This window comes from Pseudonocardia charpentierae, from assembly GCF_031845345.1.
Lineage (GTDB): Bacteria > Actinomycetota > Actinomycetes > Mycobacteriales > Pseudonocardiaceae > Pseudonocardia > Pseudonocardia charpentierae.
The window spans coordinates 104710-123971 of sequence record NZ_JAVREJ010000015.1; the positions used below are offsets into that span (position 1 = coordinate 104710).

Below are 19262 nucleotides of genomic sequence, written 5' to 3' on the forward strand. Positions count from 1 at the left end.
GGTAAGACTGATCTGGGTAAAGAGATTCGATGCGCGCAGTCGACGAGACCGGGGAGGGTGCCATGACCGAGCAGGCCGCCGCAGGAGGCGCTGTGAGCGCCGCGGGCACGACGGGTGCGCGACACCGCGTGGTCGTGATCGGCGGCGGGTTCGGGGGGTTGAACGCCGTCCGGGCGCTGGCCGCCGCCGACGCCGACGTGACCGTGGTGGACCGGACGAACCACCACCTGTTCCAGCCGCTGCTCTACCAGGTGGCCGCCGGTATCCTGCCGCCCGGACTGATCGCACCGGCGCTGCGCAGCATCATCAAGAACCAGGCCAACGCCCACGCGGTGCTCGCCGAGGTGACGAAGATCGACCTCGCGAACCGGGAGATCAGCACCGAGGCCCCCGACGGGCGCACGATCGCGCTGGGTTACGACACGCTGGTGGTCGCGGGCGGGGCCACGCACTCGTACTTCGGCCGCGACGAGTTCGCGGAGTTCGCCCCCGGCATGAAGACGATCGAGGACGCCCGGTACCTGCGCGACCGCATCCTGTCGGCGTTCGAACTCGCCGAGATCTCGACGGACCCCGTCGAGCGGGCCGAGCTGCTGACGTTCGTCGTGATCGGGGCGGGCCCGACGGGCGTGGAGATGGTCGGGCAGATCGCGGAACTGGCGCACACGGTGCTGCCGCGCGACTACCGGTCGATCGACACCCGGCAGGCGCGCATCATCCTCCTCGAGGGTGCGCCGTCGGTGCTGCCGCCGTTCGACAAGAAGCTGCAGGTCTACACGAAGCGGGTCCTGGAGAAGATGGGGGTGGAGATCCACCTCAACTCCCTGGCCGTCGGCATGGACGACGACTCGGTCACGGTGAAGGGCCCGGACGGCGTGCAGACGATCCGCTGCCGGACCCGGATCTGGGCCGCCGGCGTCGCGGCGTCGCCGCTGGCGAAGATGCTCGCCGAGCAGTCGGACGTCGAGACCGACAGGGCGGGACGTATCCCGGTCAACCCCGACTGCACCGTCCCGGGGCATCCCGAGGTGTTCGCGATCGGCGACATGATCTCGCTGAACAAGCTCCCCGGCGTGGCGCAGCCCGCGCTGCAGGAGGGCAAGTACGTCGGCAGGGTCATCAAGGCGCGGCTGGCGGGCCTCCCCGCACCGCCCCCGTTCAAGTACTTCGACAAGGGCTCGATGGCCACCATCGGCTACCGGGCGGCGGTGGCCGACGCGTTCAAGGTCAAGGTCACCGGCGTGCTGGCCTACCTCATGTGGGCGTTCATCCACGTGGCCTACCTGGTGGGTTGGGGCAATCGGCTCGGCACGATGTACACCTGGGCGCGGGCGCTCGTGTTCACGAAGAACCGGGGCCACCGCATCATCACCTTCGAGCAGGCGCACACGCAGGTCGAGCACCACCCGCAGCCGCCGAAGGACACCCCGGTGATCGAGCAGTCGGTCCCGCCGGCCACCGGCACGGTCGAGTCGGGTCCGCTGCCGCCCGGTGACCGCCCCGCGGAGCAGGTGCCGGCAGCGGGCCGGGAGACCGGCTGAGCCGTGGTCGCGATCATCGTCAGCCTGGTCGTCGTCGGGGCCGGGCTCTGGCTCGGCGTCGGCCAGGCCGGCACGGAGATGGCCTCGTTCGGATGGCTGCTCGTCGTGCTCGGGCTCGTCTTCCTCGCGGTCAATCTCTACCTGCGGCGACGCGGCTTCGGAATGCCGCGGCGCCGTAACTGAGCCGCATCACCCTTTTGTGTCGTCAGGCTTAATTGTCCGATTAGTGGTTTTCCTCGAATAGGTCCGCTTTTGGGGATGCCATTCAGTGGAAAGCGATCGAACCGTAGTTGACCCTGCCGCGACCTGGGGATGCACTTGCCTTCAGCGAGCACCGATGCCGGTGCGCGGTCCGGAGAGGGTGAGATGAGCGATCAGATCCTTGAGCCACCCGGCTCGCACGAACCCGGCGAGCACGCGAAGACGCCGAAGAAGGCTGCGGCGAGCGGCTGGATCGGCAGCGCGCTGGAGTACTACGACTTCTTCATCTATGCACAGGCCGCTTCGCTGGTCTTCCCGAACATCTTCCTCCCGTCGAACAACCCGCAGGTCGCCATCGTCGCGGCGTTCGCGACCTTCGGCGTCGGCTACGTCGCGCGGCCCATCGGCGCGTTCGTCCTCGGGCACTGGGGCGACACCCACGGCCGCAAGACGGTGCTGGTGTTGTGCATGCTGCTGATGGGCGGCTCGACCTTCCTCGTCGCGCTGCTCCCGACGTACGCCGTGGCCGGCGTCTGGGCCCCGATACTGCTGGTCGCCCTACGCCTGATCCAGGGCTTCGCGGTCGGCGGAGAGATCTCCGGGGCCAGTGCGATGATCCTGGAGCACGCGCCGTTCGGCAGGCGCGGCTACTTCGCCAGCTTCACGCTGCAGGGCGTGCAGGCCGGCCAGATCATCGCCGCCGCCGTCTTCCTGCCGCTGTCCGCGGCGATGTCGCCTGCCGCGTTCCAGTCGTGGGGCTGGCGGATCCCGTTCCTGCTCAGTGCCCTCGTGGTCGTCGCGGGGTACATCATCCGGCGCCGGGTCGACGAGACCCCGGCGTTCCAGGAGGAGGCCGAGCACGGCGAGGTGCCCGCGGCGCCGATCGTCCAGGCGGTGCGCGAGAACGGCATCGACATGCTGCGCGTCGCCTCCATGGCGCTGATGAACGCCATCCCCACCGCGGTGACGGTGTTCGGCGCGACCTTCGCCACGAACGCGGGTTACGGCGTCGGGCTGACGACCACGAACTACCTGTGGATCTCGGTGATCGGCAACGTGGTCGCGGTGATCCTCATCCCGTTCGTCGGCAACCTGACCGATCACATCGGCCGCCGTCCGGTCATCATCATCGGCTGCCTGGGGTCGGGCGTCCTGGCCTACCCGTACCTGTACTTCGTCGCCGCAGGAAACCTCACGATGGCGTTCGTCTTCGCCATCCTCATGTGGGGCATGGTCTACCAGGGCTACAACGCGGTCTTCCCGGCGTTCTTCCAGGAGCTGTTCCCCACCAAGACGCGCGTCACGGCGTTCGCCGTCTCGCAGAACCTCGGCACGCTGATCACCGCGTTCCTGCCGGCGATCTACGCGGCGCTCGTCGGTCCCACCCCGAACACGTGCGTCGTCGAGAAGAAGTTCTCGCCCGACACGCTGCTCCCGTCCGGTCAGACCTGCCGGGCGGCGGCGGACGCCATCGAGTCCGACGTCGTGTGGACGGTCGGCAGCATCACCCTCGGTCTGGCCGTCGTCGCCTCCATCGCGGCCTTCACGGCTCGCGAGACCTACCGCGTCCACCTGAACGACCTCGGCAACAAGGACGCGAGGCCGGTTCCCAAGGACGAGTACGACCGGATCCGTCGCGAGGGGATGAGCACGTCCGTGTGACCTCGTAGGACCACTCGAGCCGGAGGGCCGGGCCGACACCACGTCGGTCCGGCCCTCCGGTCGTTCCTGCCAGTGGAAACCGAACTTCGTCTGCTTTACCCCATATGCACGCCCTGCGACGATCAGGCGACTCGGCCCCGGCCGTCAGGAGGACGCATGCAGGACGAGATCCGCGAGCCAGATGGCTCGCACGAACCCACGGAGTTCGCCAAGCAGCCGAAGAAGGCCGCAGCCAGCGGCTGGATCGGCAGCGCGCTGGAGTACTACGACTTCTTCATCTACGCGCAGGCCGCCGCGCTGGTCTTCCCGAACATCTTCTTCCCGAAGGGCGACCCGCAGATCGCCATCATCGCGGCGTTCGCCACCTTCGGTGTCGGCTACGTCGCGCGGCCCATCGGGGCGTTCGTGCTGGGCCACCTCGGCGACACGCACGGCCGCAAGAACATGCTCGTGCTCTGCATGATGTTGATCGGCATCTCGACGTTCGGTGTGGCGTTCCTGCCCACCTACGAGCAGGTCGGGCTGCTGGCGCCGGCGTTGCTGGTGATCCTGCGGCTGGTCCAGGGCTTCGCGGTCGGGGGTGAGATCGCGGGGGCGAGCGCGATGATCGTCGAACACTCGCCGTTCGGCCGACGGGGCTATTTCGGCAGCTTCACCCTGCAGGGCGTGCAGGCCGGGCAGGTCCTAGCCGCCGCGGTGTTCCTGCCGCTGTCCGCGGTGATGGAGCCGGAGGCCTTCCAGTCGTGGGGCTGGCGGATCCCGTTCCTGCTCAGCGTGTTCGTGGTGATCGCCGGCATCATCATCCGCCGCAAGGTCGACGAGACCCCGGCGTTCCAGGAGGAGGCCGTCCACGGCGAGGTGCCCAAGGCACCCATCAAGCAGGCGGTCAGCGAGAGCGGCCCGGACATGCTGCGCGTGTTCTGCATGTCGCTGATGAACGTCGTCCCGACGACGGTCAACACGTTCGGAGCCACGTTCGCGACCAACGCGGCCTACGGCAACGGGTTCACCACCACCACGTACCTGTGGATCTCGGTGGTCGGCAACGTCGTCGCGGTGGTCCTCATCCCGTTCGTGGGCAACCTGACCGACAAGATCGGGCGACGGCCCTGCATGATCGTCGGCGCGCTGGGCTCGGGGGTGATGGGGTTCCTGTACCTCTACGCCGTCGACTCCCAGAACACCGTCCTGGCGTTCATCAGTGCCATGCTGATGTGGGGGATCGTCTACCAGGGCTACAACGCGACGTTCCCGGCGTTCTACCAGGAGCTGTTCCCGACCCGCACGCGCGTCACCGCGTTCGCGGTCTCGCAGAACCTGGGCACGATGGCGACCGCGTTCCTGCCGGCCGTCTTCGCGACCGTGGCGCCTCCCGGATCGAACGTCCCGCTCATCGTGGGCAGCATCGTCTTCGGCATCGCGATCGTCTCGGCGATCGCGGCGTACACCGCTCGCGAGACCTACCGTCTGCACATGAACGACCTCGGCGTGCCGGGCACCCAGCCCGTCCCGCTCGAGGAGTACAACCGCATCCGCGCGGAGGCCGTCGCCTCCCGCTGACCCACACCGACGGCCGGGTCGCCCGCACGACGGGCGGCCCGGCCGCCGGCGTTCCAGGAAGTCGGCGTTCAGGGACCGGGCGGCGAGACCTGCCCCGGTACCGCGTCGGCGGGCAGCAGGCGCCAGGCCAGCCACAGCAGCAGGGAGTCCACCCAACCGGCGAACGCCAGGGTGCTCAGCGCCCGTTCACGCCCGAGGGCGCCGTCGGGGACGTCCGCGATGTGCCGGATGGTGCTCTGCCGGTCGGCCGCCAGCGCGGTGGCGCTGCGGAGGAGGACGACGCCGATCTGCTCCCGCAGGCTGCCCGGACGGGTGGTGTCGTGGTGATCGGCCATCGGACGCCCTCCTCAGGGGACGGGTGTACCCGGCACCACCCGCGGCGGCGGGCGGCGGAGGCTGCGGTTGCGGTGGGCCCGCATGAACGCGTACCAGCCCGTGGGCAGGCCGTCGACGGTCTCGTCGGGGAACCGGGCGCGGGCCCGGCGGGTGACCGACCGGCCGAGGACCACCGCGTCGACGACCGCGACGGCGAGGAGCACGGCGCAGATCAGCAGCAGCCAGCGCTGCAGGTCGCTGCGCGGACCGAGCGCCGCGATCAGGGTGCCGCCGAAGCCGGGCGCGAACAGGCCCACGAGCCCGCGGCGGGCGTCGACGAGGTCCCGGACGTAGGCCCGCACCGGGCCGCGGTCGCGGGGCTGCAGGGTCTCGTCGGGCGGATCGGCGGCCCGGCGTGCTGTCGGCCCGGTCGAAGGGGACGCGGCCGAGGGAGGCGCGACGCGTGTCCAGCGATCGGCGTCGCGGGGGGCGCGACCCTTGCGGTCGCGCCGGCTGCCCGTCATCGCCCGTCCGATCGCACCTGCACCACGACCTCGGAGGATACGGGACCTCGGAGAGCACAGGGGGACGAGGCGTCGTCCGGGAGCGATCCGTCCTTCACTGAGCGGAACGCGTGCGACGGCCGGTTGTCGTCCGACGAGCGGTCGGCGACGCTCCCGAGGTGACCGTGGAGAAGGCCGTCGAGCTGATCGGCACCGGCGACTCGGTGCAGGACGCCGTGGCCGAGGCGCTCGACCGGGCCCGCATGTCGCTCGAGGGGATCACCGGGTTCGAGGTCACCCGCATCTCGGGAGTGGTCGACGGCGCCACCACCGAGTACCGGGTCGAGATGCGGGTGTGGTTCGTGCTGCGCGAGCGCATGCACGGCTGAGGGCCGGTCGTGAGCGAAGCCGCCGAGATCTCGCGCATCGTCCTGCCCGTCGGGGTCAACGCCGTCGAGACCGTGAACTGCTACGTGCTGCCCGACGGCGACCGCGTCACCGTCGTCGACTGCGGCGTGTGGCGGCCCGATCTGCCCGACGGCGGCCTCGCGGCCCTCGAGGCCGGGCTGCACGGCGCGGGCTACGGCCTGACCGACGTCGGCCGGATCGTGGTCACCCACGCCCACATCGACCACTACGGCCTGGCCGGGCGCGTGATGGAGCTGACCGGCGCCGAGCTCGCGATGCACGCGCTCACGGACCTGGACTGCGAGAAGTACCGGCACCCCGACACCGCGCGCGCCCGGCGCCGCGACACCTACGCCGACCACGGCGTCTCCGAGGCCGAGCGCGGCGACCTCGCCCACCACCTCACGCGGTGGCTGCCGTACCTGCACTCGGTGGTCGAGGCCTCGCACCGGCTGCGCGGCGGGGAGGAGCTGACGGTCGGTGGCGACGCCTGGCAGATCGTGCACACCCCCGGGCACTCGCTCGGCCACGTCTGCCTGTGGTCGCCTGCCAGGAAGACGCTGCTGTCGGGTGACCACCTGCTGCCGGGGATCACCCCGCCGGTCACCTTCGAGCGCGGCTTCGACGCGGACCCGCTGCGCAGCTACCTGACGTCGCTGCGGGCGATCGCGGACCTGCGGCCGCAGACGGTGCTGCCCGGCCACGGCACCCCTTTCGGGGAGCCGCAGGGACGGATCGAGGCGATCCTGCGCACCAAGGTCCGGCGACTGGAGAAGATCCGCCGGGCGATCGGGCAGCAGCCGCGGTCCATCGTCGAGCTCGCCGACCTGCTCGTCGCCAAGGCGGTGCTCGCCCACCAGCGCCAGCTCGCCATCAACGAGACGCTCGCGCACGTGGCGTACCTGCGGTGGTCCGGGGTCGTGGAGCGGCGCACCCGGCCCGACGGGGTCTACGAGTGGTACGCGACCGCGGACACGCCGCTCGACGTCACGGCCCTGGCCGCCTCCTGATCGTCTGGCCTGGACTTCGCTCGCTGTGCAGGGCGCCGCGCATGTCAGAACCCGAGCGCCGCCCCAGACACCGCGCGGTGTCGCCGGTTCGGCGCGCTGTTACCGCAGGCGCAGGCGGCGGTGCGCGGCCATCCGGATGGGGGCGTTGACCTCGCCGTAGCCCTCGTAGCCGCCGATGCGCTGCACCACCTCGAAGAACACCCGCCCGCCCAGCACCTCGGTGTAGAAGTGCAGGAACTCGCCGTGCTCGTCGCGGTCGAGCAGCACGTTCAGCTCCCGCATCTCGGCGAGCTGCTCCTCCGGCGGAGCCAGGCGCGCGTCGAGGTCGTCGTAGTAGTTGTCCGGGATCGGCAGCAGCGGTGCTCCCGCCTCCCGGGCGGCGCGGGCGGCGCCGAGCACGTCCGCGCAGGCGAACGCGACGTGCTGGGGCTCCGCGACGCCGGGTGCCCACTCGCCGCGGCGGAGCACGGACACGCTCAGCCCGAGCCGGAGCGTCCGTTCGGGGTCGGCGACCGTCCGGTTGCGGACGAGGCCGAACGGTGCCGCGACCTCCGACGCGTGCTGGGTGGCCAGCCCCAGCAGGCTGCGGTAGAAGAGCGCGGCCTCGTCGAAGTTGTCGAACGGCTGCGTCATGGCGACGTGGTCGATGGAGCCGATCGATCCGGACCCCGGGGCGGCTCCGTCGTCGGCGGGGAAGTCGGTGAGCCACCCGTCCTCGGCACCGGTGCGGCAGAAGAACACCGAGGTCCCGTCCGGTGCGGCGACCGCCGAGAGGTCCGCCTCGGCGGCCCCACGGGTGCGGGGGAGCACCGGGGCCAGCAGCGCCGTGGCCCGTTCCGCGGCCGCCGTCGGGTCGTCGACCTCGACGCCGACGGCCGCGACGGCCGCCCCGTGTGCCGAGGGCTGGGCGTTGAGCAGCACCCGGGCCTGGCCCTGCGACCACAGCTGCACCGGCTTCGTGCGGTGCGAGCCGGAGTGGGTGAACCCGAGCGCGGCCAGCGTGCGCGCGATCGCGGGCTCGCAGTCGTCGTCGACGGCGACCTCGGCGAAGGCGAAGCCGTGCAGCCGGGGTGTGGCCGGGAGCGCAGGGCCGCCCACCTCGACGCCCGGCGGGAGGTGACCCAGGTCGGGGTCGCGGACGGCCTCGGCCAGCGCGAGCAGCGAGCGCAGGGCGTCCACCCCGGCGCGGCGCGGGTCGGCCTGGCGGAACACGTCGTTGAAGACCTCGAGCGACAGCGGCCCGGTGTAACCCGCGGCCCACACGTGCCCGAGGAACGCCGGCAGGTCGAACGCCCCCTGGCCGGGGAACAGCCGGTGGTGGCGGCTCCACTGCAGCACGTTCATGTCCATGTGCGGGGCGTCGGCCAGCTGCAGGAAGAACAGCTTCTCGCCCGGGATGTCCCGGATCCCGGCGGGATCGCTGCCGCGGGAGAGGATGTGGAAGCTGTCGACGCACAGGCCCAGCGCCGGGTGGTCGGCCCGGCGGACGACCTCCCACGACCGCTCGTAGGTGTTGACGTGCCTGCCCCACGCCAGTGCCTCGTAGGAGATGCGCAGGCCCCGTGCGGCGGCGCGGTCGGCGAGGGCGTGCAGTTGCTCGGCGATCTGCCCGTCGTCGTCGACGGCGTCGGGGGCCACCGACGAGCAGACGAGGATCAGGTCGGTGCCCAGGGCCTCCATGACGTCGAACTTGCGCTCCGCCCGCCGCAGGTTGGCCGCCCGACGTTCGGGATCGGTCGAGTCGAAGTCGCGGAAGGGCTGGTAGAGGTCGATGGTCAGGCCGAGGTCCGCGCACCGTCGCCGGATCTCGGCGGCGGACGACGGCGACGCGACGAAGTCGGGCTCGAAGATCTCGACGCCGTCGAAGCCGGCCGCGGCGGCCGCGGCCAGCTTGTCCTCCAACGTGCCGGACAGGCAGACGGTGGCGACGGCGGTGCGGGGACGCTGCGCCCGCCCGGGGGCGGCGCTCGTGGGCTCGGCGGACACGGACATTCCCGTTTCCCCTCTCGACGCGGCGGGCACGGCGGGCACGGCGGGCACGGCGGCATGGCAAGCCTGCTCACGCGGCTCCCGGCCCGGTACCTGTGCGCCGGGTGTTCCCGGCCAGTGGGTCCCGTCGCGCCCGGCCGCTCACCACCAGCCCTGGCGGCGCGCCCAGATCAGCATGGCCACCGACATCGCGGCCATGAAGATCAGCAGCCCGACCAGCCGCTGATGTGCGTGCTGTCGTTGACGATGACGTTCATGCCCATGATCGACGACACCGCGGTCACGGGCAGGGTCACGGCCGCGATGACGGCGAGGCGCTCCGCCGCGATCGTCATCTTCGTGTTGGTGCGGGTCTGGTAGAACTCGATCACACCCTGCAGGTACTCCCGTTGCGCGTCGCCCATCTGCGCGGTGCGGCGGAACTGGTCCTCCACGTCCGCGACCAGGGGCCGGCCGGCGTCGCCGACGGCCGGCAGCGCGGCCATCCGCCCGTAGACCTCCCGGCTCAGCGCGGCGATCGTCCGGACGGTGAGCAGGCCGTGCCGGACCTGGAAGAGCTCTTCGAGGAACTTCTCGGCGTCGCCGTGGTGCCCGGAGGTGACCTGCCGTTCCAGCGCCCACACCTCCTCGGTGAGGGCGGCGAGGTAATCGCGCAACCGCGCCGTCAGCGCCGCCACGACGGCGAACGACAGCTCGTGGGCGCCGGTCGGGTGGAACCGGTCCGCGAGCAGCGCCGTGAGACCGCTCCGGTCTCGACCCGCGCCGCCTCGGGAGCGACCTTCGGGTTCAGCGGACCGTGCACGGTGACGTACCAGCCGGGGCCGATGAACTGATCGAGTTCGACATAGTGAACATGCCCGCGGGCACCGCGTTCCGGCGAGTGCAGGACCACGAACAGGTGGTCGGAGTAGAGGTGCACCTTCGGCACGGGGTTGCGTCGCGCGCAGTCGGCCGCCGCCCGCGGGTGGATGCCGAACCGCTGCGTCAACGCGGCCGCGGCGGCCTCGTCCCAGAGCGGGACGTCCACCCAGAGCACGCCCCGACCGGCGTGCACGTCGGCGAGAAGCTCGTCGAGCTCGTCGGCCGATCGTGGCTGTACGCCGCCGGCGGTGATCAGCAGGACGTCCACTGCGTGGAGTGTCGACGTGCACAAGTGCCGGGCGTGTGAAATTCCGGTCAGCGGTAGGGGGTGCGAAGTGGTCGGTTTACCACGCACTATGGAGGCATGGTGGATGAGTCGTCGCGCGATGTCGCCGAGCGAGCTGCAGGGGTGCTGGCACCCGAGTCCGATCTGTTCGAGGACCTCGACTCGGCGGGGTTCGGTGAAGCGCTGACCACAGCCCTGCAGTCGAGCCTGGCCGACCCGACCGCCCCGGCCCGCGCCACCCTGCAGTGGTGGACGGACCTCGCCCGCATCCCGATGGTCGCCACCACGGCGTGGTTCGGCCGCGAGATCGAGACGCCGGTGCCCGTCGACCCGAAGGATCGCCGGTTCGCCGACCCGGCGTGGAGCACGAACCCGTGGTTCTTCGGCGTGCGGCTGGCCTACCTGTCGACGTGCCGGTACGCGCAGGAAGTCGTGGGTGCCGCGTCCGTCGAGGCGGACGTCGCGCAGAAGGCCGAGCTCGCGCTGAACCTCGCGCTCGACGCCCTCGCGCCCACGAACTTCCTCCCGCTGAACCCGGCCGCCCTGAAGCGGGCGTTCGACACCGCTGGGGCGAGCGTCGTCAAGGGCACGATGACCTTGCTCGACGACCTGGTCAACAACAACGGCCGGCCGCGCCAGGTCGACACCAGCGGCTTCGAGGTGGGCCGCAACCTCGCCGCGACCCCGGGCAAGGTCGTGTTCCGCAACGAGCTCATGGAGCTCATCCAGTACGCGCCGCAGACCGAGCAGGTCCACGCCCGGCCGCTGCTGTGCAGCCCGCCCTGGATCAACAAGTACTACGTGATGGACCTCGCGCCAGGACGCAGCTTCGTCGAGTGGGCCGTGCAGCACGGCCGCACGGTCTTCGCGATCAGCTACCTCAACCCGTCCAAGGACATGGGCGGCACCACGATGGACGACTACCTGGTCAACGGCCCGCAGACCGCGCTGGACGTCATCCAGGAGATCACCGGTGCGGAGACGATCGACATCGTCGGGCTGTGCCTGGGCGGTGCAATGACCGCGATCACGGCCGCCTACCTGACGCAGGGCAACGACAGCCGCGTCGGCACGCTGACGCTGCTGAACACGATGCTGGACTACGCCGATCCGGGTGTGCTCGGCAACTTCACCGACGAGCGCACCGTCGAGAAGCTGATCAAGAAGATCGCCAAGGCCGGCACCCTCGAGGGCACGTCGATGGCCGGGACGTTCGACATCCTGCGGGCCAACGACCTGATTTTCAACTACGTGGTGAGCAACTGGCTGATGGGCCAGGACCCGCCGTCGTTCGACATCCTGGCCTGGAACGGCGACAGCACCCGGATGCCGGCGGCGATGCACGCGTTCTACCTGCGCAACTTCTACGTCCGCAACAAGCTGGCCGCGGGCACGCTGGAGATCGCGGGCCGCACCATCGACCTGAGCGCGATCAAGTCACCGACCTACATCGTCAGCGCCATCAACGACCACATCGTGCCGTGGGAGTCGGCGTACAAGACCACGTCGCTGGTCAGCGGCCCGGTGCGGTTCGTGCTCAGCAGTGGTGGCCACATCGCGGGCATCGTCAACCCGCCGAGCCCGAAGGCGTGGTTCCTCGCCCAGGACGACGATTCCGCGCCGAGGTCGGCCGAGACGTGGCGGGAGACCGCGCAGCGCAAGGCCGGCACGTGGTGGGAGGACTGGACCCGCTGGTCGACCGAGACCGCAGGTGACCTGATCGACCCGCCGCAGCTCGGCAGCGACCGGTACCCGGTGCTGGGCGACGCCCCGGGGCGCTACGTCTACACCTGATCGGTCCCGCAGCGCGCTCCGGAGCGTGGCACGGCTCCGGAGCGCGGCGGGAACGGGCCGTGGAGCCGGTGCGCTCTAGGCGTGGGTGAACGTCCGCTGGCCCACGGCGCGCATGTGACGGCGAGGTTCGGTGGCCAGCTCGCGCGAGAGGCTGCGGGAGGCCACGGCCAGCGCAGCGGTCACGGGCTGCAGTTCGCGGCTCAGGTCCGCGACGGCGAGCTCGATCGCCGCGACGACGTCGCCGCCCGGCCCGAACACCGGCATCGCCACGCCCGACACGCCCTGCTCGAGCTCCCACCGCGTCACGGCGACCCGGGTCAGCCGGGTGACCGCCAGGGCGCGGCGGAACCGGTCCGGTGAGGTGACCGTGTGCGGGGTGTAGGCCCGCAGGCCGCGGGTCAGGACGGCGTCGACGATCTCCGGGTCCGAGAAGGCGAGCAGCGCCCGGCCCAGCGCGGTGGCGTGAGCGGGCAGCGTGGCAGCGGGGGAGAACGACGACACCGGGCGGGTACCGGGCTGCTTCTCCAGGTAGGCGACCTCCGGGCCCGCCAGCACGCCCAGGCGGGCGCGACTGCGGGTGGCGCCTGCGAGGTCGTCCAGCACCCATGGGGCCCGCTCGACGACGCTGGGGGCGACCGCGTCACCCGTGCCGAGCATGCGCAGCGGCAGGCCCACCCGGTACAGCCCGTCGTCCGTGCGGTCGAGGAGCCGCCACGACGCGAGCTCGGAGGTGAGCCGGTGCGCGGTGGACACCGGCAGACCGGCGAGCCGGGCGATCTCGGTGAGGGAGTGCACGCTGCCCTCGGTGAAGGTCATGAGAATCGAGGTGATCTTGCTCGTCACCGAGCGCCCGGATTCGGTGGAGTTCCCCGCCATCACGATCCCTCCTGCTCGTCGACGTGCAGGACCGGAACCACCGCATCCCGCCGCGCCGTGTGATCGGTATCGCGTCCAGGAAACACGGGCGCCGGGCCCGCCACCAGAGCGTCACACGGGCGACACGATCCGTCCAGCGGATGCGTGACCGGCCCGTGACACCCGTCGGTGACGGATCACGCGACGCACCCGGAGATCCCCGACGTCGTGGCGTACCCCAGGCCGGTCCCCGCCGAACCCCGGGGTCGCTCACCGGGGCGGACGGGACCCGTCCGGCGGCACGATGCCGGGGTGGAGTTGGACTGGTTGCGGACGTTCCTCGCGGTGGTGGACCGCGGGGGGTTCACCGCTGCCGCGGAGCAGGTGCACCGCTCCCAGTCCCGGGTCAGCGCGCACATCGCCGCGCTGGAGCGCGAGCTGGGTGTCACGTTGCTCGAACGCACGCGCCGGCCAGTGCAGGTGACGCACGCCGGCGAGGTGCTCGCCGAGCACGCGCGCGAGATCCTCGCCGCCATCGGCTCCGCCCGCTCCGCCGTCGGTGCCGCCAGAGGCCTCGACGAAGGACGTCTCACCCTCCTCACCACCCCGTGCCTCGGCACCGCCTTCCTGCCCGCTCCGCTCGCGAAACTCGCCGCCGCCCACCCCGGCGTGCGGTTCGAGGTGCTGGAGGACGGCCGCCACGACGTCGAGCGGCGCTTCCTCGACGACGGCGTCGCGCTCGCCGTGCTGCCCACTCTCACCGCCCCGGCCGCGCCCGGACTCCGGGAACGTGTGCTGTGGTCCGAGCCGCTCCGCGCCGTCGTGCCCGCCGACCACCGGTTCGCCCGCGACGGCGGCTCCGTGTCCGTCGACGAGCTCGTGCGGGAGCCGCTCGTGGTCGCCGGCGCGTCCGGCGACGCGATGCCCGAGGTCCTCGACCTGCTCACCCGCCGGGGTGTGGTCGCCTCCGTCGCGGCGACGGCCGACTGCCCCGACACCGTCGCCGCCCTGGTCCGCGTCGGGCTCGGGGTCGGGCTGCTGACCGAGGTCGCGGCGCGCGCGGCCGGGGCGGGCGACGGGCTCGTCACCGTCCCGCTCGCCGACCCCGACCTGCGCCGCCGGGTCGCCGCCTACTGGTACGACGTACTGCTCGGCACCGAGCTCGGGCGTGCCCTGCACGCCGAGGTGCTCGGCGCCGCGCCGCCCGAGGGCGCGGTGGGCCTTCCCGACGACGACCTCCGGGCGTTCCGCGGGCCGGTCCTGGTCGATCCCGCCTCTCACGTGGGCGCTCACGGGGGCGGACGGCGGTAGGGTCGCCCTCGGGGCGCCGCGGGTGAGGCCGCCCGGCGCGGGAAGGACACGCGGCATGGGCGGCAGTGGCGGCGGGGTCGGTGACGTCCCGTTCGTCGGCCGGCGGGCCGAGCTCGCCCTGCTCCGCGACCGGCTCGCCGCCGCGATCCGCAACGAGCCCGCCGTCGTCCAGGTCGAGGGGCCGCCGGGGATCGGCAAGACCGCGCTCGTCGACCGGTTCCTGGCCGAGGCCACGGACCTGACGGACATCACGGACGCCGGTCGGGCCGGGCGTGCACCCCGGGTGTTGCGGGTCAGCGGCGACGAGAGCGAGACCCTGCTGCCCTACGGCGTGGTCGAGCAGCTCGCCCGGGTCGCCGGACCCGCGGGTGCCCCGCTGACCGTCGCGGACGACCTCGCGACACCCGACGGCGTGCCGCTCGACGACCCGGTCACCGTCGGCACCCGGATCCTGCGCGTGTTCGACGTGCTCGGCCGCGACGGACCGTTGATCCTCGTGATCGACGACGCGCACTGGGCGGACCTGCCGTCGCTGCGCGCACTGATCTTCGCGCTCCGCCGGATGGTCGCCGACCAGCTGCTCGCCCTGGTGGTGACCCGCGACGACGCCGTCCCGCTGTTGCCCGGCGGCCTCCGCAGGCTCGTCACCGGGCACCGTGGCACGGTGCTGCGGCTCGCGGGGTTGGGGGAGGACGAGCTGCGCGACCTGGCCGCTCTGCTGGGTGTCGAGGGCGCCGGGCCCACCGTCCGGGCCGCCCGGACGCTGCGCGAGGCGACCGGCGGCAGCCCGCTCCACGCCCGCGCACTGCTGGAGGAGTTCCCGGCCCGGCGGTGGACCGGTCGTGAGCCGCTGCCGGCGCCGCGTTCCTTCCGCGTGCTGGTGGCCGAGCGGTGCCGTGGCGCGGCGCCGGCGACCCTCGCGCTCGTCGAGGCGGCCGCGGTGCTCGGCAGCGGGGCCGAGCTGGCCGCGGCCGCACGGCTCGGCGGGGTCGCCGACCCGCTGGCCGCGCTGGACGAGGCGGTGAAGCTGGACCTGCTCGTGCCGGGCGACGTCGGCGACCGGTGGCCGGTGTCCTTCCCCCACCCGCTGGTCCGCGCCGCCGTCCACGACGGGCTCGGGCCGGCCCGCCGCGCCGCGCTGCACCTCGCGGCCGCGCGGCTGGCCGAGGCCGAGGGCGACGCCGTCGGGGTGCTGCGGCACCGGGTCGCGGCTGCGGCCGGTCCGGACGCCGCGCTGGCCGCCGATCTCGCCGACCTCGCCCGGCAGGAGGCGGAGAAGCACGCCTGGCCCGCTGCCGCCGCACACCTCGTCCAGGCGGCCCGGCTCGACCCGGACCGCGCCCGCGCCCAGGAGCGCCTGCTGGGCGGCGTCAACTGGATGCTGCTGACCGGCGACATCGCGCAGGCGCAGACCTTCGCCGCGGAGGTGGGTGCCTTCCCTCCCGGTCCGTTGCGCGACAGCGTGCTCGGTTTCCTCGCCCGCGCGCACGGCGACCCGGTGGCGGCCGAAGGGCTGCTGCGCAGCGCGTGGGAGCGGTGCCGGGCGGTCGACGGGCAGGCCGGGGTGGCGCCGGAGGTGGCCGCCACGATCGCGCTGCAGAACGCCGTGCACCGCTACGGACGCCTCGACGGCGCCGGGACGGTCGAGTGGAGCCGCCGCGCGCTGTCCCTGGCCGGCCCCGGAACCGCGGGTCACCAGGCCGCACGGGCCTACCTCGCGTACGGCCTGGGCTACACGGGCGCGGTCGAGGAGGCCTACGCCGCGGTCGGGGGAGCGGTGGAGCGGGCCGCCGAGCCGGCCTTCTCGTGGCTGCAGCCGCGGTCCGCACGGGGTCTGCTGCGCCTGGTCGACGACGACCTCGACGGCGCCCGGGACGACCTGGGGTCGGCGGCGGCGGGCGCCTTCGCGCTCGGTGTGGCGTCCACGGCCTCGTACTGCTTCGCCTACCTGGCCCGCGCCGAGTACTTCGCCGGGGCGTGGGACGACGCCGTGGTGCACGCCGAACGGGCCGCCGCGCTCGCCGCGGAGGCGGACCTGGACTTCACCGTGGCGATGGCGCTGGCCGTGGCCGCGCTCGTCCCGGCGGCGCGCGGCGACCACGACACCGCGGCCGCCCTGCTGCGCGACGCGACGCGGCCGCACGACTACGAGCGCTCGATCGCCTCGGTCGGGCTGGCGCGGGCGCGGCTCGCCGACGCCGACGGTGACGCCGGCGGCGTGCTCGCCGCGCTGGAGCCGCTGCGCGACCTGCCGTACCGCGACGCCGTCGACGAGCCGGGCTTCTGGGCGTGGCACGACCTGTACGCCGACGCTCTGGTCGCCCTGGGACGGGTGGACGAGGCCGACACCTTCCTCGTACCGCACGAGTGGCGGGCCGACGACCGCGGCCGGGCGGCTCCGATCGCCCGTCTGGCCCGGGCGCGCGGCCGGATCGAGGCCGCCGCCGAACGCCCGGAAACCGCGGAGGCCGCGTTCGACCGGGCGCTGGAGGCGATGGAACGGGTCGCGCTCCCGTTCGAGCGGGCCCGTGTCGAACTGGCAGCAGGCGCCTTCCACCGCCGCGCCGGGCGCCGCAGGCGCGCCGTCGACCTCTTGGAGAGCGCGCGCCGCGGTTTCGTCGCGCTCGGCGCACAGCCGTACCGCGAGCGCTGCGACCGCGAGCTGGCCGCATCCGGACTGCACCCGGCGGACCGCGACGAGCGGTACCGCGCGGGACTGACGTCGCAGGAGCTCGTGGTGGCCCGCCTGGCCGCCGCCGGACGCAGCAACCGCGAGGTGGCCGCGGAGCTGGTGGTGAGCGTCAAGACCATCGAGTTCCACCTGCGCAACGTCTTCCACAAGCTCGGCGTGACGTCGCGGCGCGAGCTGCCCGGACGGCTCGCGGCGCTCGACGCGGCCTGACCACCCGTCGCCGTTCCCACTCGCCGGAACCGACCGTGGGCACGGTTGCAGACCGGGACGTCGGCAGACGAGTCTCATGACCGTGCAGCCCGCTCTCCATCAAGACCTCGCCGACGAGTTGTGGGAGGCCGATCGCTCGGCCAAGCCCATCGCTCCCCTGACCGACCGCCACGACGGACTCGACATCGAGGACGCCTACGCGATCCAGTCGATCAACATCGAGCGGCGTGTCGCCGCGGGCCAGAAGGTCATCGGCCGCAAGGTCGGCCTGACCAGCAAGCCCATGCAGGAGCTGCTCGGGGTGAACGAGCCCGACTTCGGCGTGCTCACCGACGAGATGTTCGTCGAGGACGGCGACCTCATCGCCCTGTCGCGGCTGAACCAGCCCCGGGTCGAGGCGGAGCTGGCCTTCGTGATGGAGCGCGACCTGGCCGGTCCCGGCGTCACCACCGCGGGTGCCCTGGCGGCGATCGCCGGGGCGTTGCCGGCGGTCGAGATCGTCGACAGCCGCGTCGCCGACTGGAAGATCAAGCTCGTCGACACCGTCGCGGACAACGCCTCGTCCGGCCTGCTGGTGTTGGGCGGCCGGATGCGCAAGGTCGAGGACCTGGACCTGCGGCTGCTCGGCGTGGTGGTGTCGCGCAACGGCGAGATGCTCGACACCGGCGCCGGTGCCGCGGCGCTGGGCAACCCGGCCCGCTGCGTGGCCTGGCTGGCCAACAAGCTCGGCAGCCTCGGCTCGGGGCTCAAGGCGGGCGACGTCGTCCTTCCCGGCGCCGTGCACAAGATGGTGCCGGTGAACCCGGGCGACGTGTTCCGTGCGGAGTTCGCCCACTTGGGCGCGGTGACCGTGCGTTTCTCGAAGGCAGTGACATCGGACGAGGGGAAGTGACAGTGGCCATCACCGCTCAGGAGATCGCCGACACCCTCGTCACGTCGGAGCGGGAACGCAAGGGCATCGCGCAGTTCAGCGACGAGCACCCCGACATCCCGGTCGAGACGGCGTTCGAGGCGCAGAAGCTGTTCGTGCAGTCGAAGCTGGACGCCGGCGAGACCTTCGTCGGTTGGAAGCTCGGCCTCACCAGCCGCAACAAGCAGCAGGCCATGGGCCTCGCGGCGCCGCTGTACGGGCGTGTCACCAGCGGCATGCTCTTCGCGCACGGCGAGCCGGTGCACCTCGACCGGTTCATCCACCCCCGCGTGGAGTCCGAGATCGCGTTCCTGCTGGCCCGCGACATCACCGGGCCCGCCACCATCGCCTCGGTGCTGGCGGCGACCGAAGTGGTCTTCGCGGCGGTCGACGTGCTCGACTCCCGCTACGAGAGCTTCAAGTTCACGCTGTCCGACGTCGTGGCCGACAATGCCAGCGCCGCCGGCTTCTACCTGGGCCCGATCGCCCGGCGACCCTCCGAGCTCCCGGATCTGTCGCTGCTGGGCGCCGTCGTCCGGGTGGACGGCGAGGTCGCCATGACCGCCGCGGGGGCCGCCGTCATGGGGCACCCGGCCGCATCCGTGGCCTACCTGGCCAACGAGCTCGCCGCGAAGGGCGAGGAGGGCCTCAAGGCGGGGCAGCTCGTGTTCTCCGGCGGGGTCACGGCGCCGGTCCCGGTCGTCGCGGGCGGGAGCGTCACCTTCGAGTTCGACCAGCTCGGGGCGATCGAGGTCTTCGGCGTCTGAGCTCCTGGGCCTGGGAAGGGTGGCGGGTGTGTTCATCTCCACGGCGGTCGTGTCCACGGACGCGGCCGCCCGCTACGCCAAGCAGCTGCTCGCGCACCTCGGCCGCAAGGCCGGGGTCGAGCCCGTCGACGGCGATCCCGACGCCGGACGGCTGACGTTGTCGGCCGGTACCGCGATCGTCCGTCCGCGGGCCGACCACCTGCTGCTGGAGGCGCGTGCGGACGACGCCGAGTCGCTGGCCCTGGTCGAGGACGTCCTCGGCCGCCACCTCGAGCGCTTCGGTGCCCGCCGCGAGCTGACCGTCAGCTGGCAGCGCGACGCTCCGGCGGACGCCTGAGAGGCGTATCGCGGGGGCGTACCGTGATCTGCTTGATATAGTTCGCGGCC

Annotated in this window: 18 protein-coding genes; 12 read left to right on the plus strand and 6 right to left on the minus strand. The window is 72.4% G+C overall.

Features of this window, described 5'->3' with window-relative positions:
- Positions 1 to 62 precede the first annotated feature (62 nt).
- The 4 genes from RM445_RS20500 (at position 63) to RM445_RS20515 (ending at position 4964) form a co-directional block, all read left to right on the plus strand.
- Complete coding sequence (locus tag RM445_RS20500; RefSeq protein WP_311558404.1) at positions 63 to 1541, plus strand: NAD(P)/FAD-dependent oxidoreductase; 1479 nt, start codon at positions 63 to 65, stop codon at positions 1539 to 1541.
- A 3-nt stretch (positions 1542 to 1544) separates the two neighbouring features.
- On the plus strand, positions 1545 to 1724 hold the full coding sequence (locus RM445_RS20505; protein WP_311558405.1) for a hypothetical protein: 180 nt from the start codon (positions 1545 to 1547) through the stop codon (positions 1722 to 1724).
- A gap of 183 nt (positions 1725 to 1907) precedes the next feature.
- Positions 1908 to 3404, plus strand: a complete 1497-nt coding sequence (locus tag RM445_RS20510) for an MFS transporter (protein WP_311558406.1) — start codon at positions 1908 to 1910, stop codon at positions 3402 to 3404.
- Positions 3405 to 3560: 156 nt separating this feature from the next.
- Positions 3561 to 4964, plus strand: coding sequence for an MFS transporter (locus RM445_RS20515; RefSeq protein ID WP_311558408.1), 1404 nt, complete (start codon positions 3561 to 3563; stop codon positions 4962 to 4964).
- A gap of 68 nt (positions 4965 to 5032) precedes the next feature.
- Here RM445_RS20515 and RM445_RS20520 read toward each other — a convergent pair whose 3' ends face one another.
- Complete coding sequence (locus RM445_RS20520) at positions 5033 to 5299, minus strand: hypothetical protein (RefSeq protein ID WP_311558409.1); 267 nt, start codon at positions 5297 to 5299, stop codon at positions 5033 to 5035.
- 12 nt (positions 5300 to 5311) lie between these two features.
- Positions 5312 to 5803 (minus strand): DUF3043 domain-containing protein, encoded by a 492-nt coding sequence (locus RM445_RS20525; RefSeq protein ID WP_311558410.1) that lies wholly within the window; start codon positions 5801 to 5803, stop codon positions 5312 to 5314.
- 158 nt (positions 5804 to 5961) lie between these two features.
- On the opposite strand from RM445_RS20525, the gene RM445_RS20530 reads away from it, so the two are divergent.
- Positions 5962 to 6171 carry a dodecin family protein gene (locus RM445_RS20530; protein ID WP_311558411.1) on the plus strand — a complete coding sequence of 70 codons (210 nt, stop codon included), beginning with the start codon at positions 5962 to 5964 and terminating at the stop codon, positions 6169 to 6171.
- A 9-nt stretch (positions 6172 to 6180) separates the two neighbouring features.
- A complete protein-coding gene (locus RM445_RS20535) occupies positions 6181 to 7200 on the plus strand; it encodes an MBL fold metallo-hydrolase (protein WP_311558412.1) in 1020 nt (339 codons plus the stop codon).
- 99 nt (positions 7201 to 7299) lie between these two features.
- Here RM445_RS20535 and RM445_RS20540 read toward each other — a convergent pair whose 3' ends face one another.
- The 3 genes from RM445_RS20540 to RM445_RS20550 form a co-directional block, all read right to left on the minus strand.
- Positions 7300 to 9192, minus strand: a complete 1893-nt coding sequence (locus tag RM445_RS20540; RefSeq protein ID WP_311558413.1) for a bifunctional sugar phosphate isomerase/epimerase/4-hydroxyphenylpyruvate dioxygenase family protein — start codon at positions 9190 to 9192, stop codon at positions 7300 to 7302.
- Positions 9193 to 9392: 200 nt separating this feature from the next.
- The gene (locus RM445_RS20545) at positions 9393 to 9866 is read right to left on the minus strand and encodes a CorA family divalent cation transporter (RefSeq protein ID WP_311558415.1); all 474 of its coding nucleotides are present in this window, start codon (positions 9864 to 9866) and stop codon (positions 9393 to 9395) included.
- Positions 9854 to 10318: a CorA family divalent cation transporter gene (locus RM445_RS20550; RefSeq protein ID WP_311558417.1), complete on the minus strand. Its 465-nt coding sequence runs from the start codon at positions 10316 to 10318 to the stop codon at positions 9854 to 9856. Before RM445_RS20550 ends, RM445_RS20545 begins: the two co-directional genes overlap by 13 nt.
- Positions 10319 to 10414: 96 nt before the next feature.
- On the opposite strand from RM445_RS20550, the gene RM445_RS20555 reads away from it, so the two are divergent.
- Positions 10415 to 12130: a PHA/PHB synthase family protein gene (locus RM445_RS20555; RefSeq protein WP_311558419.1), complete on the plus strand. Its 1716-nt coding sequence runs from the start codon at positions 10415 to 10417 to the stop codon at positions 12128 to 12130.
- A gap of 75 nt (positions 12131 to 12205) precedes the next feature.
- Here RM445_RS20555 and RM445_RS20560 read toward each other — a convergent pair whose 3' ends face one another.
- Positions 12206 to 13006, minus strand: a complete 801-nt coding sequence (locus RM445_RS20560; protein WP_311558493.1) for an IclR family transcriptional regulator — start codon at positions 13004 to 13006, stop codon at positions 12206 to 12208.
- Positions 13007 to 13297: 291 nt separating this feature from the next.
- Here RM445_RS20560 and RM445_RS20565 point away from each other — a divergent pair, with 291 nt between their 5' ends.
- The 5 genes from RM445_RS20565 (at position 13298) to RM445_RS20585 (ending at position 19212) form a co-directional block, all read left to right on the plus strand.
- Positions 13298 to 14296 carry a LysR family transcriptional regulator gene (locus RM445_RS20565; RefSeq protein WP_311558421.1) on the plus strand — a complete coding sequence of 333 codons (999 nt, stop codon included), beginning with the start codon at positions 13298 to 13300 and terminating at the stop codon, positions 14294 to 14296.
- Positions 14297 to 14351: 55 nt separating this feature from the next.
- Complete coding sequence (locus tag RM445_RS20570; protein ID WP_311558423.1) at positions 14352 to 17198, plus strand: helix-turn-helix transcriptional regulator; 2847 nt, start codon at positions 14352 to 14354, stop codon at positions 17196 to 17198.
- Between the two features lie 76 nt (positions 17199 to 17274).
- Positions 17275 to 18090, plus strand: a complete 816-nt coding sequence (locus RM445_RS20575) for a 2-keto-4-pentenoate hydratase (protein ID WP_311558425.1) — start codon at positions 17275 to 17277, stop codon at positions 18088 to 18090.
- A gap of 2 nt (positions 18091 to 18092) precedes the next feature.
- Complete coding sequence (locus RM445_RS20580) at positions 18093 to 18875, plus strand: 2-keto-4-pentenoate hydratase (RefSeq protein ID WP_311558427.1); 783 nt, start codon at positions 18093 to 18095, stop codon at positions 18873 to 18875.
- Between the two features lie 28 nt (positions 18876 to 18903).
- Positions 18904 to 19212 carry a DUF2218 domain-containing protein gene (locus RM445_RS20585; protein ID WP_311558429.1) on the plus strand — a complete coding sequence of 103 codons (309 nt, stop codon included), beginning with the start codon at positions 18904 to 18906 and terminating at the stop codon, positions 19210 to 19212.
- Positions 19213 to 19262: the final 50 nt, after the last annotated feature.

What these genes read in the sequence shown, in the direction of transcription:
- RM445_RS20500 (WP_311558404.1), top strand. Translation starts at nt 63, where the DNA reads ATGACCGAGCAGGCCGCCGCAGGAGGCGCTGTGAGCGCCGCGGGCACG.
- RM445_RS20510 (WP_311558406.1), top strand. Translation starts at nt 1,908, where the DNA reads ATGAGCGATCAGATCCTTGAGCCACCCGGCTCGCACGAACCCGGCGAG.
- RM445_RS20515 (WP_311558408.1), top strand. Translation starts at nt 3,561, where the DNA reads ATGCAGGACGAGATCCGCGAGCCAGATGGCTCGCACGAACCCACGGAG.
- RM445_RS20520 (WP_311558409.1), bottom strand. Translation starts at nt 5,299, where the DNA reads ATGGCCGATCACCACGACACCACCCGTCCGGGCAGCCTGCGGGAGCAG.
- RM445_RS20525 (WP_311558410.1), bottom strand. Translation starts at nt 5,803, where the DNA reads ATGACGGGCAGCCGGCGCGACCGCAAGGGTCGCGCCCCCCGCGACGCC.
- RM445_RS20540 (WP_311558413.1), bottom strand. Translation starts at nt 9,192, where the DNA reads ATGTCCGTGTCCGCCGAGCCCACGAGCGCCGCCCCCGGGCGGGCGCAG.
- RM445_RS20555 (WP_311558419.1), top strand. Translation starts at nt 10,415, where the DNA reads ATGGTGGATGAGTCGTCGCGCGATGTCGCCGAGCGAGCTGCAGGGGTG.
- RM445_RS20560 (WP_311558493.1), bottom strand. Translation starts at nt 13,006, where the DNA reads ATGGCGGGGAACTCCACCGAATCCGGGCGCTCGGTGACGAGCAAGATC.
- RM445_RS20570 (WP_311558423.1), top strand. Translation starts at nt 14,352, where the DNA reads ATGGGCGGCAGTGGCGGCGGGGTCGGTGACGTCCCGTTCGTCGGCCGG.
- RM445_RS20575 (WP_311558425.1), top strand. Translation starts at nt 17,275, where the DNA reads ATGACCGTGCAGCCCGCTCTCCATCAAGACCTCGCCGACGAGTTGTGG.